This is a genomic window from Bradyrhizobium sp. LCT2 (genome assembly GCF_009931255.1).
Lineage (GTDB): Bacteria > Pseudomonadota > Alphaproteobacteria > Rhizobiales > Xanthobacteraceae > Bradyrhizobium > Bradyrhizobium diazoefficiens.
Window position 1 is genome coordinate 7009296 of record NZ_CP034432.1, and the last position, 12352, is coordinate 7021647.

The following is a 12352-nucleotide window of genomic DNA, read 5'->3' on the forward strand; positions in this document are numbered from 1 at the left end:
GGCGCGCTCTTCGCGCGCCGTGCCCACCATCTCGGCTCTTCGCATGACGTGGTGGGCACGCTCCGCTTTGCCCACCCTACGAAGCTCCCCGCACGCGGGGAGAGGCGAAGACAGCGACACCTACGTCGCCGGCGCGAGCTTGTCCTGCGTCTTGGTTTCGAAATCGGATGCGTCGTGGCGCTCGTGGAGCTGGCTGGCGGGGTCGCCGGAGACGCGGTTGACCATGCGGCCGCGCTTCACGGCCGGACGCTTGGCGATCTCGTCGGTCCAGCGCTGCACGTTCTTATAGTACTGCACGGAGAGGAATTCGCCGGCGCCGTACACCAGCCCCTTGGCGAGCGCGCCATACCAGGGCCACACCGCGATGTCGGCGATGGTGTACTCGCTGCCCGCGAGATATTCGTTGTCGGCGAGGCGCCGGTCGAGCACGTCGAGCTGGCGCTTGGTTTCCATCGCAAAACGGTCGATGGCGTATTCGATCTTGGTCGGCGCGTAGGCGTAGAAATGGCCGAAGCCGCCGCCGAGATACGGCGCGCTGCCCATCTGCCAGAACAGCCAGGACATCGCTTCGGTGCGGGTCTTGATGTCCTTCGGCAGGAAGGCGCCGAACTTCTCGGCGAGATAGAACAGGATCGAGCCGGACTCGAACACCCTGACCGGCTCGGGGCCGGAGCGGTCCATCAGCGCCGGGATTTTCGAGTTCGGATTGATGTCGACGAAGCCGCTGCCGAACTGGTCGCCGTTGCCGATCCTGATCAGCCAGGCGTCGTATTCGGCCCCCTTGTGGCCGAGCGCCAGAAGCTCCTCCAGCATCACCGTGACCTTCACCCCGTTCGGGGTCGCCAGCGAATAGAGCTGGAGCGGATGGCGGCCGACCGGCAGCTCCTTGTCGTGGGTGGGGCCGGCGATCGGGCGGTTGATGGTGGCGAACTGCCCGCCATTCTCCTTGTTCCAGGTCCAGACTTTGGGCGGCACGTAGGCGGGGACGTCAGTCATGCGGGGCTCCGGCGGAAAGATGCGCCTGCATTAATTAGCCCGCGAGCGGCCGATGACAAGCCCTGCCGGCTCTGCGTCCGGCGCGGGCCTCACGCCGGTGTCATGCATCCGGCCTAACCCGTCACCACCCTGCGCGGCTGCTCCGCCCGTGTCATCACGAACCCCTCATATCCTTTCCCCGCGACCTCGTCGCAGATCCGCCGGTAGACGCCGACGCCGCCGATATAGGGCATGAAGATGCGCGGCTTGCCGGGGATGTTGGCGCCCATGTACCAGGAATTGGCCTGCGGATAGAGCGTGCCATGGGCAACTTCGTTGACGTGCGCGACCCACTTGTCCTCCGCCCCTCCGTCCGCCTCCATCGTGGCGAGGCCCTGCTTGCGCATGTGGAGGAGGCAGTCGGCGATCCAGTCGACATGCTGCTCGATCGACACGATCATGTTCGACAGCACCGACGGGCTGCCGGGCCCGGTGATGATGAAGAGATTGGGAAAGCCTGCGCTCATCAGGCCGAGATAGGTCTTGGGGCCCTCGGCCCATTTCCGGTTCAGCGTCCGCCCGCCGCGACCGCGAATGTCGATCCGGGCGACCGATCCGGTCATGGCGTCAAAGCCGGTCGCCATCACCAGCGCATCGACCTCGTGATCTGCCCCCGCGACACGGACAGCGTTCGCGGTGATCTCCTCGATCGGATTGGTCTTGATGTCGACCAGCGAGACGTTCGGCCGGTTGAAGGTCGCGAAATAATCGGTGTCGATGCAGATGCGCTTGGTGCCGATCGGATGGCTGTTCGGCTGGAGCAATTCCGCAGTGCTGGCGTCCTTGACGATCTCGGTGATCTTGCCGCGCACGTAGTCGGCGGCGGTGTCATTCGCGGCCAGATCCAGGCCGAGATTGTTGTAGGCGTACATGAAGGTGAGCCCGCCGCGATCCCAACGCGCCCCGTATTTGGCGCACCTCTCATCCTCGCTGTCGTCGAGAGCGCCGCGATCGGGCGGCTCGGCATAGATGCCGTTACGCGCGACCTCGCGGGCGAAGCGGCGGATCTCCGGATAATTCTGCCGGAACGCATTGCGTTCCTCGTCGGTCAACGCGGCATTGCGGGCGGGAATCGAGAAATTCGCGGTGCGCTGGAAGACCGTGAGATGCTTTGCCTGCTCGGCAATGATGGGCGCCGACTGGATGCCGGATGAACCGGTGCCGATAAGGCCAACGCGCAAGCCCGTGAAGTCCACGGGCTCGTGCGGCCAGTTGCCGGTGTGGTAGACGGGACCTTTGAAGTTTTCGAGACCCTTGATGTCGGGCTTGCGCGCGTTCGACAGGCAGCCGGTGGCGAGCACGACGAACTTCGCTTCGACCGTCTTTCCGCCGGAAATCGTCACCGACCAGCCATTGGTCTGTTCATCGAAGACAGCGCGCTCGACGCGCGTGTCGAACTGGATGTCGCGGCGCAGATCAAAACGATCCGCGACATGGTTGGCATATTTCAGGATCTCTGCCTGCGGCGCGTAGCGCTCGCTCCAGTCCCATTCCTGCTGGAGCTCATCCGAGAACGAGTAGGAATATTGCATGCTCTCGACATCGCAGCGCGCGCCCGGATAACGATTCCAGTACCAGGTGCCGCCGACACCACCGCCCTGCTCGTAGACGCGCGCCGAGAAGCCAAGCCCGCGCAGCCGATGCAGCATGTACATGCCGGCAAAGCCGGCGCCGACGACGACCACGTCATAGGCTTCACTGGCCTCGGCCGGACTCGATTGCGCTGGCGACATCGGTTGGCGCTCCCTCGTTGTTGTCTGTTGTTGTTCGCCAGCATTCTCTCACGTCGGCCAAAGCGCAAGAGGCTCATTCACGGCCGCCGCTCCGCTTATTTTGCGCGACGGAATGGCTCCTCGCGTGGCGTGGCGCCTATACGCAAGATGCGCGGCGAAATCCGGCTTGGCATCGCCGGCGACGATGGGTTAGCGTCGCACGGCCTTCGCCAAGGACAACAACAACGCAAAGCAATAACAGCAACGCGACGGCCGCCGGGAGAGAGCCATGAAATCGCCGATCTGCGACATGCTGGGCATCGAGTTCCCGCTGCTCGCCTTCAGCCATTGCCGCGACGTCGTCGCCGCCGTCAGCCGCGCCGGTGGCTTCGGCGTGTTAGGTGCCACCGTGCATACGCCTGATACGCTCGAACACGAGATGAAATGGATCGACGACCATATCGACGGCAAGCCCTACGGCATCGACGTGCTGATCCCCGAGAACATCTCGACGGCGGGCGAGAAGGACGTCACCTGGAAGAGCCTGGAAGCGCGCGTGCCGCAAGAGCATCGCAACTACACGCGCGACCTCCTGAAGAAGTACGACATCGAGCTGACGACCACTGGAATGGCCGACAACCAGCCGCAGCCGTTCGACGGAAAGACGGCGCTTCAGCTGCTCGAGGTCTCCTTCAATCATCCGATCAGGCTGATCGCGAACGCACTCGGCGTGCCGCCGAAAGCGATGATCGAGATGGGCAAGAAGCACGGTGTGCCGGTCGCAGCTCTCGTCGGCGCCAAGGAGCACGCGCTGCGCCAGGTCGCGGCCGGCGTCGATATCCTCGTGGTCCAGGGCACCGAGGCCGGCGGCCATTGCGGCGAGGTGTCGACCATGGTGCTGGTGCCGGAGGTGATCAAGGCAATCAAGAAGATCCGCGACGTGCCGGTGCTGGCGGCCGGCGGCATCATGACAGGACGGCAGATGGCGGCCTGCATGGCGATGGGCGCAGCCGGCGCCTGGACCGGCTCGGTATGGCTCGCGACCGTGGAAGCCGAGACGACGGAAATCTTCCGCGAAAAGATGATCGCCGCGTCCTCGCGTGACGCGGTGCGCTCGAAGGGACGCACCGGAAAGCCCGCGCGGCAGCTCCGCTCGGTCTGGACCGATGCCTGGGACCGCGCGCCGGAAAGCCCGGGTGCACTGCCGATGCCGCTGCAAAGCATCATCAGCCGCGACGCCTTCAATTCGATCGACCGCGCGGCGGCGGCTGGCAACGCCAAAGCGCGCGATCTCGTCAGCTACTTCGTCGGCCAGGGCGTCGGCCTGATCGACAGCGTGAAGTCGGCGGGCGCCGTGGTGCAGGAGTTCAAGGAAGAGTTTGCCGAGGCCGTCGAGCACATGAATGCGCTGGTGGCGGAGTGATTGCCCGCGGCCCCTCCTTCGAGGCTCGCCAGGCGTCGCTCGGCTCGCACCTCAGGATGACGCTTTCTCCGTAGCCGTCACCCTGAGGTGGCCGCTTCTTCAGCGGCCCTCGAAGGGCGACGGCGTGCCCGAGACTTAAACCGTGAAGCAAGAAGAAATGACCAACATCCCCGAAGACCGCATCCCCGTCATCGTCGGCATCGGCGAGATCGTCGACCGCCCCAAGGAGATCACCGAGGGCCTCGAGCCGCTCGATCTGCTCGTACAGGCGCTGCGGCGCGCCGAAGCGGATGCCGGGGCAAAGCTGCTCGGCGAGGTGCAGTCGCTCGACGTCGTCAACTTCCTGAGCTGGCGCTACCGCGACCCGGAAAAGCTGCTGGCGCAGCGACTCGGGATCACGCCTTCGCATTGCTATTACGGCCCGGTCGGCGGCGAGAGCCCGATCCGCTACATCCACGAGGCCGCAAAGCGCATCGCGCGCGGCGAATGCAGCGTTGCCGCGGTCTGCGGTGCGGAGGCGCAGTCGACCGCGACCAAGGCCGAGCGCGCAGGCGCGAAGCTGCCATGGACGCCGTTCGCGCATGATGTCGAGGAGCCCAAGCGCGGCGCAGCGTTCCAGAATCCGCTGGCCGTGAAGCTCGGCGTGTTCCGGCCCGTCACGGTCTATCCGTTCTATGAGGCGGCCTCCTCCGCTCATTGGGGCCAGACGCCGCGCGAGGCGATGGCGGAATCGGGCACACTGTGGTCGCGCTATTCCGAGGCCGCCGCACAAAATCCAAACGCCTGGCTGAAGCGACGCTATGCGCCGGACGAGATCACGACGCCGACCGCGGACAACCGTCTCATCGCCTGGCCTTACAACAAGCTCATGGTCGCCAACCCCAGCGTCAACATGGGTGGCGCGCTGCTGCTCACCAGCCTTGCCAGGGCGCGCGCGGCGGGTATCGCCGAGGACAGACTGGTCTATCCGCTCGGCGGCGCCTCGGCGGAGGAGCCGCGCGACTATCTCCTGCGCGACCAGTTCTACGAGAGCCATCCGCAGAATGCGGTGCTGAAAGCCGCGGTGGACCTCGCCGGCGGCGACGGCACGGCATTCGAAGCGATCGAGCTCTATAGCTGCTTCCCCTGCGTGCCCAAGATGGCGCGGCGGACGCTGGGCCTTTCCGCCGACGTGCAGCCGACCGTGACCGGCGGCCTCACCTTCTTCGGCGCGCCGCTCAACACCTACATGACGCATGCGGCCTGCGCGATGGTGCGGCGCCTGCGCGATGGCGCCAGGCTCGGCCTGCTCTACGGCCAGGGCGGCTTCGTCACCAAGCATCATGCGCTGGTGGTTTCGAGGGCGCCGCCGCGCGCGGCGCTGGCGCAGGAGGCGAGCGTGCAAGGAGAGGCCGACCGCAACAAGCGCGCGGTGCCGGACTTCGTCGCGGAAGCCTCGGGCAAGGGCAAGGTCGAGAGCTTTACGGTGCTCTACGGCCGTGGCGGGGATGTCGAGCACGGTGTGGTGATGCTGCGCACGGAAGATGACCGCCGCGCGCTGGCGCGGATACCGGCGGGTGATACCGCGACGCTGGCGCATCTCCTCAACATGGATCGCACGCCGGTCGGCTCGCTTGGCGAGATCGCGATGGCCGGCGATGGCGTACCGGAGTGGCGGGTATCCTGATCTCCCTCTCCCCGTTCTTACGGGGAGAGGGTCGGAGTGAGGGGCTGCGTCCGCAAACACCGTGAGAGTTAGACTCGCGGAGAGTCCCTCTCACCCGAATTGCTTCGCAATTCGACCTCTCCCCGCAAGCGGGGCGAGGTGAAGAAAAGCTAGCCCTTCGGCGCCTGCTTTTCCGACGCGGTGGCCGGCTTGCCCTTGGCGCCGGCGCCGACGACGCGGACCTGATCGCCATCGGACAGGCCGTCCGGCGGGGCGGTGATGACGCGATCGTCCGGAGAGATGCCTGATGCGAGCTCGATTTCCTTGCCAAGATCGCGCGCGATCGTCACGGCCTTGAACAGCACCTTGTCGTCCGCACCGACGGTCGCGACACGCAGGCCGCTGCCGTTGAAGATCAGCGCGCTGGCGGGAATGCTGAGCGGCGCGGAGTCGCGCTGGAGGCTCAACTTCACGCTGGCATAGCCGCCGGGCATTAGTTCGCCCGAGGAATTGTCCAGGCCAAGCTGCATGCGCGTGGTGCCGGAGGCAACGTCGACGGCCTGCGAAGACGCTTCCACCGTCGCCTGGAAGGTCCGGTTCGGATACTCCGGCAGCGCGATGGTGGCCTTCGCGCCGATCTTGATGGCCGGCACGTAATTCTGGGGCACGTTGACATAGACGCGCAGCTTGGTGATGTCCGAGACCACGAACATCGCCGGGCCCGAGCCGCCACCGGCATTGATCAGCGCACCGACGTCGGTATCGCGCGCCGTGACCACGCCGTCGAACGGAACGGTGATCTTCTTGTAGCCGGCCAGCGCTTCCAGCCGCTCGACATTGGCCTGTCCCGAATGCACCGCGGCGTTCTTGTTGGAGAGATCGGCGGTGCGCTCGTCGATCTCCTGCGCGGAGACGAAGTTGGAGGCGACCAGCGTCTTGCGCCGGTTCAACGTCGCTTCCGACAGCCTTGCGCTCGCCTGCTGGCTGGCGAGGTCGGCGCGGGCTTGCAAGAGCTGCTGGTCGAGGTCGGGCGCCTCGATCTCGGCAATCACCTGCCCGGCCTTGACGCGGGCGCCCATGTCGGCGCTCCAGCTCTTCAGGTAACCCGACACGCGCGCGAAGATCGGGGCACGGTAGTAGGCTTCCAATCGGCCCGGCAGGTCGAGGCTGGCGTTAAGCGCCTTGGCGTTGGGCTGCGTCACCGCGACGCTGGGAACGGCCTGATCATCGGTCCATTCCTTCAACTTGGTGCCCTGCTCCTCGCGCGCGCGGATGCCGGTGCCGACGACAAGGCCTGCCGCAATCAGCGCCACCACGCCGAAGATGCCCAGTTTCCGGTGCGACACCGGGGAGCGGGATTCAGTGGGCGACATGCGGAGTCTCCAAGGGGGCGGCGGCTTCGGCGCCTTGTTTCTTGTGTACCATGCTGAACACCACGGGAACAAACATCAGCGTGGCGAAGGTTGCAAAGATCAGGCCGCCGATCACGGCGCGGCCGAGCGGCGCATTCTGCTCGCCGCCCTCGCCGAGGCCCAGAGCCATCGGCGCCATGCCGATGATCATGGCAAGCGCGGTCATCAGGACCGGGCGGAACCGGACGAAGCCGGCTTCGAGCGCGGCCGCAACGGGATCGCCGAGCTCCGCGTAGCGCTCGCGCGCAAAGGAGATCACGAGCACGCTGTTGGCGGTGGCAACGCCCATGCACATGATGGCGCCGGTGAGCGCCGGGACCGACAGCGTGGTCTCGGTCATGAACAGCATCCACACGATGCCGGCGAGCGCGGCCGGCAGCGCCGTGATGATCACGAACGGGTCGGACCAGGACTGGAAATTCACGACGATCAGGAAGTAGATCAGCACGACGGCGCCAAGCAGGCCGAACAGCAGGCCGGTGAAGGCGCTGTTCATGGTCTGCACCTGGCCGAGCAGCACGACGGAAGATCCCTTCGGCACCTCCTTCGCGGTGTCGGCGATCACCTGGCGGATGTCGGCGGCAACCGCGCCGAGATCGCGGCCCGAGGTCGTAGCGAAGATCTGCACCATCGACTGGATGTCGTATTGCGACACCACCGCGCTCGACGTCGAGCGCTTGATGTCGGCGATGCCGCCGAGGATCGGCGACTGCGCGTTGCCGGTGGCGGTGATCGGCAGCGTCTGTAGCGCGCCGAGCGAGTCGATCTGGTATTGCGGCGTCTGCATCACGATCGAATAGGACACGCCGTTATCCGGATTGAGGTAGTAGGTCGGCGCCACCTGCGAGGAACCGGCAAGATTGACCACGAGACTGTTGGTGACGTCGCGCTCGGTCAGGCCGACATATTGCGCACGGGTACGGTCGACATCGATATTGAAGGTCGGGTTGTTCGGCGATTGCTGGATGCGCGCATCGGCAACGCCGGGAATCTTGCGGACCTTGGCCAGCAGATTGTTGGCGTAAGCGAAGTTGGCGCTGATATTGGCGCCGCGGATCTGAAGGTCGATCGGCGCCGGCGCACCGAAGTTCAGGATCTGGCTGACGATATCGGCCGGCAGGAACGCGAAGCTGACGCCGGGGAACAGCCGCGGCAGCTGCTCGCGCAGCACGCGCACATGCTCTTCGGTCGGCTTGTGGCCTTCCCTCAGCTTGATCTGGATGTCGCCGTCCTGCGGACCGATCACGCCGGTGTTGTTGTAGGTCATGTTGATGCCGGAGATCGGCATGCCGATGTTGTCGGTCATGGTCTCGATCTCACCCGGGATCAGCTTGCGCACGGCCTTCTGCACGTCAGCGAGCTGGTTGGCGGTTTCCTCGACGCGGGTGCCGACCTGGGTGCGGACATGCATCAGGATGTTGCCGGCATCGACCGCGGGGAAGAAGTTGCGCCCGAGGAACGGCACCAGCGCAAAGGACGCGCCGACCACGCAGAGGAAGCCGATCACGAACACCGCGCGATGCGCCAGCGCCAGCCCAAGGAAATCATGGTAGCCGCCGCGAATGCGTTCGAAATGCTTCTCGAACCCGCGCTGGAACCAGACCAGCGGATTGCGCGACTTCGGCGGCTCGCCCTCGTGGTGGACATGCGGATGCAGCAGATAGTTCGCCATGGTCGGCACCAGCGTGCGCGACAGGATGAACGACCAGATCATCGCGAACATCACCGCTTCGGCCATCGGCACGAACAGGAAGCGCGCGACACCGGTGAGGAAGAACATCGGCACGAACACGATGCAGATGCAGAGCAGCGAGACGAAGGCCGGCGTGACGATCTGGTTGGCGCCGTCGAGGATCGACTGCTCGACCGGCTTGCCCTGCTCCAGATGGTAGTTGATGTTCTCGATCGTCACGGTGGCGTCGTCGACGAGGATGCCGACGGCGAGCGCGAGCCCCCCGAGCGTCATGATGTTCAGCGTCTCGCCGATCGCCGAGAGCATGATGATGGCGCCCAGCACCGACAGCGGGATCGAGACCGCGATGATGATGGTCGAGCGCCAGCTGCCGAGGAACAGCAGAATCATGACGCTGGTCAGCAGCGCCGCGATCACGCCCTCGAAGGCGACACCTTCGATCGCGCCGCGAACGAACACCGACTGGTCGCCGATGAAGCCGATCTTCAGCGCGTCCGGGAGCTGGTCCTTGACCTCGATCACCTTCTGCTTGATGCCGGCGATGATATCGAGCGTCGAGGTCGCGCCCGCCTTCAGCACCATCATCAGCACCGAGCGATTGCCGTCGACATGAACGATGTTGGTCTGCGGCGGATTGCCGTCGCGCACGGTCGCGACATCGCGCACATAGACCATCGCGCCGTTGACGGTCTTGATCGGGAGGTTGCCGAGCTCGTCGATTTTCAGCGGCGAGTTGTTGAGCTGGATGTTGTATTCGAAGGTGCCGATCTTCTGGGTGCCGACCGGCGTGATCAGGTTCTGGGCGGCCAGCGCGTTGGCGACGTCCTGGCCGGACAGGCCGCGGGCCTGGAGCGCGGTCGGGTCGAGATCGATCTGGACCTGGCGCTGCTTGCCGCCGAACGGATACGGAATCGCCGCACCAGGCACGGTGACCAGCGGGGTGCGCAGATTGTTAATGCCGATATCGGCGAGGTTCTGCTCGGTCAGGCCGTCGCCCGACAAGGCCACCTGGATGATTGGCACGGTCGAGGCGGAGTAGTTCAGGATCAAGGGCGGCGTCGCGCCCGGCGGCATCTGCTTGAGCAACGTCTGCGAGATCGCTGTGACCTGTGCGTTGGCAGTGCGGATGTCGACGTTCGGCTGAAAGAAGATCTTGATGATGCCAAAGCCGTTATAGGAGTTGGCGACGATATGCTCGATGTCGTTGACCGTCGTCGTCAGCGCACGCTGGAACGGCGTCGTGATGCGGCCGGACATCTGATCGGGCGGCAGGCCGGTGTACTGCCAGACCACGCCGATCACGGGAATGCGGATGTCGGGGAAGATGTCGGTCGGCGTCCGCAGGGCTGCCAGCGGTCCGATGATCAGGAGCAGGAGCGCGAGCACGACAAACGTATAGGGTCGGCTCAGGGCAATACGGACCAGAGCAATCATGCGCCAGGCAATTCCAGGTCAGGCAGGGATACGGAATCCGCCCCCACGGGGATCCTGTTTCCCCTTTACCTGAGCACCGCCGGAAACGCTAATCACCGGCAGCTTTCCTGCATTCACTTCCCTGCTACCGCACTGCGAAATCGGCATCGCAGCTATGCGGCCGCACGCGTCACGCTGCGCGGACGGAGTTCAGGAACTTGCCGACCTCGAGCTTGAGGCGGTTGGAGTCGCGAGACAGCATCTGCGCCGCCGACAGCACCTGCGAAGACGCCGATCCGGTTTCGGAGGCGCCGCGCTGGACGTCGCCGACATTGGCAGACACCTGCTGGGTGCCGTTGGCCGCCTGCTGCACATTGCGGGCGATCTCCTGGGTCGCCGCGCGCTGCTGCTCCACGGCTGCGGCGATCGCCGAGGATATTTCGGAAAGGCGCGCGATGGTGCCGGAGATTTCGCTGATGGCGCCGACCGATTCCTGCGTCGCCGCCTGGATGCCGCCGACCTGCTGGCCGATCTCGCCGGTCGCCTTCGCCGTCTGTTCGGCGAGCGCCTTGACCTCGGAAGCCACAACCGCAAAGCCGCGGCCGGCCTCGCCGGCACGTGCCGCTTCGATCGTGGCGTTCAACGCCAGGAGATTGGTCTGGCCCGCGATGGCATTGATGAGCTCGACGACGTCGCCGATCCGAGAGGCCGCCCGCGACAACTCGCTGACGCGTTCGGTGGTGGCGTGCGCCTGGCTGACGGCCTCGCTCGCAATCCGGGTGGAATCCTGCACCTGGCGACCGATCTCGTGGACCGACGACGACATCTCCTCGGCGGCCGATGCCACCGAATGGACGTTGGTGGAAGCTTCTTCCGAGCCGGCTGCGACCACCGTCGCCAGTTCCTGCGCCCGGCCCGCCGTCGAGGACAGCGTCGAGGCCGACGCCTCGAGCTCGGTCGCAGCTGACGACACGGTCTCGACGATCTCGCCGATCGCGGCCTCGAAGCCGTCGGCAAGTTTGGTCATGCCGGCCTTGCGCTGCTCCTCGGCGCGGCGCTGCACCGCCTGGACCTCGTCGCGGCTGAAGCGGATGATGGTCTGCACGGTCTGGAGGTTGCGCAACGCCTCGCCGATCTCGTCGTCGCGTTCGATGACGATGCGGTTGTCGAGCTTGTCCTGCACGAGGTTGAGCATGGTGTCGTTGAGGTGCCGCATCGGGCCCTGGATCGCGCGCATGGTCGCAAGGCCGGCGAAGCCGTCGATGGCGATGCCGACCAAGGCCAGCAGCGTCAGAACCAGGCTGGTCGAACCGCCGGTGGAGAGCGCGCCGCCGATGCCGAGCGCCAGCATGAACAGCGCCTGGAGCGTCATCGTCGTGACCAGGCGCGCCTTCAGCGTCCCGGTGAAGACGCTGAAGCGATCGAGCAGCGAGCGGCGGCGGATGATGCCGGCATCGACGCGATAGCCATGCGGCTTCTTCTCGCGGATCGCGGCATAGACCTCTTCGGCGAGCTTGCGCTGGTCGGCCGGCAGCCTGGTGCGGATCGAGGTATAGCCGGTGACATGGCCGTTCTCGCGGATCGGCGAGGCTGTCGCGAGCACCCAGTAGAAGTCGCCGTTCTTGCGGCGGTTCTTCACCGCGCCGAGCCACGGCTTGCCGGCCTTCAGCGTGTCCCAGAGATTGTCGAACGCCTCCGGCGGCATGTCGGGATGACGGACGATGTTGTGCGGCTGGCCCATCAGCTCGGCCGACGTGAAGCCGGCGGCGGCGAGGAAATCCTCGTTGAAGTAGGTGAGCTTGCCCTTGAGGTCGGTCCGGGAGACGATCAGTGTCTCGTCACTGACCGGATATTCGACATCAGTGACAGGAAAATTCTTGCGCATCGAAGCCCCCAAAGACCGAATTCAGTCTGAAATCATTCCAATCAGGACTGCCGCAGCGCGAGACCGCCCTCGCCCAATTCTTGAAAATCCGCTTTAACCATCGATGAAACGATCTGCCCGCAAGACTACGGGTA

At 65.3% G+C, this 12352-nt stretch carries 7 protein-coding genes; 2 read left to right on the forward strand and 5 right to left on the reverse strand.

Going from position 1 to position 12352, the window contains the following annotated elements; all coding sequences use genetic code 11:
* Nucleotides 1-120: 120 nt before the first annotated feature.
* Together yghU and EI171_RS33330 are read right to left on the reverse strand one after the other, a co-directional pair.
* On the reverse strand, nucleotides 121-996 hold the full coding sequence (gene yghU, locus EI171_RS33325) for a glutathione-dependent disulfide-bond oxidoreductase (protein WP_161535841.1): 876 nt from the start codon (nucleotides 994-996) through the stop codon (nucleotides 121-123).
* A 113-nt stretch (nucleotides 997-1109) separates the two neighbouring features.
* Entirely contained in the window at nucleotides 1110-2768 is a 1659-nt protein-coding gene (locus EI171_RS33330; RefSeq protein WP_161535842.1) for an NAD(P)/FAD-dependent oxidoreductase, read from the reverse strand.
* Nucleotides 2769-3036: 268 nt separating this feature from the next.
* Between EI171_RS33330 and EI171_RS33335 the strand changes: the two genes are divergently transcribed.
* Together EI171_RS33335 and EI171_RS33340 are read left to right on the forward strand one after the other, a co-directional pair.
* The gene (locus EI171_RS33335) at nucleotides 3037-4170 is read left to right on the forward strand and encodes a nitronate monooxygenase (protein ID WP_161535843.1); all 1134 of its coding nucleotides are present in this window, start codon (nucleotides 3037-3039) and stop codon (nucleotides 4168-4170) included.
* A 157-nt stretch (nucleotides 4171-4327) separates the two neighbouring features.
* Nucleotides 4328-5836: an acetyl-CoA acetyltransferase gene (locus tag EI171_RS33340; protein WP_161537130.1), complete on the forward strand. Its 1509-nt coding sequence runs from the start codon at nucleotides 4328-4330 to the stop codon at nucleotides 5834-5836.
* A gap of 149 nt (nucleotides 5837-5985) precedes the next feature.
* On the opposite strand, the gene EI171_RS33345 is transcribed toward EI171_RS33340, so the two are convergent.
* The 3 genes from EI171_RS33345 to EI171_RS33355 all read right to left on the reverse strand — a co-directional run bounded on the left by EI171_RS33345 (nucleotide 5986) and on the right by EI171_RS33355 (nucleotide 12218).
* A complete protein-coding gene (locus EI171_RS33345) occupies nucleotides 5986-7188 on the reverse strand; it encodes an efflux RND transporter periplasmic adaptor subunit (RefSeq protein WP_161535844.1) in 1203 nt (400 codons plus the stop codon).
* Nucleotides 7175-10354, reverse strand: a complete 3180-nt coding sequence (locus EI171_RS33350; protein ID WP_161535845.1) for an efflux RND transporter permease subunit — start codon at nucleotides 10352-10354, stop codon at nucleotides 7175-7177. Before EI171_RS33350 ends, EI171_RS33345 begins: the two co-directional genes overlap by 14 nt.
* 169 nt (nucleotides 10355-10523) lie before the next feature.
* On the reverse strand, nucleotides 10524-12218 hold the full coding sequence (locus EI171_RS33355; protein WP_161535846.1) for a methyl-accepting chemotaxis protein: 1695 nt from the start codon (nucleotides 12216-12218) through the stop codon (nucleotides 10524-10526).
* Nucleotides 12219-12352: the final 134 nt, after the last annotated feature.

Coding starts and splice junctions, on each gene's coding strand:
- EI171_RS33330 (WP_161535842.1), bottom strand. CDS start 2,768: ATGTCGCCAGCGCAATCGAGTCCGGCCGAGGCCAGTGAAGCCTATGAC.
- EI171_RS33345 (WP_161535844.1), bottom strand. CDS start 7,188: ATGTCGCCCACTGAATCCCGCTCCCCGGTGTCGCACCGGAAACTGGGC.
- EI171_RS33350 (WP_161535845.1), bottom strand. CDS start 10,354: ATGATTGCTCTGGTCCGTATTGCCCTGAGCCGACCCTATACGTTTGTC.
- EI171_RS33335 (WP_161535843.1), top strand. CDS start 3,037: ATGAAATCGCCGATCTGCGACATGCTGGGCATCGAGTTCCCGCTGCTC.
- EI171_RS33355 (WP_161535846.1), bottom strand. CDS start 12,218: ATGCGCAAGAATTTTCCTGTCACTGATGTCGAATATCCGGTCAGTGAC.
- yghU (WP_161535841.1), bottom strand. CDS start 996: ATGACTGACGTCCCCGCCTACGTGCCGCCCAAAGTCTGGACCTGGAAC.
- EI171_RS33340 (WP_161537130.1), top strand. CDS start 4,328: ATGACCAACATCCCCGAAGACCGCATCCCCGTCATCGTCGGCATCGGC.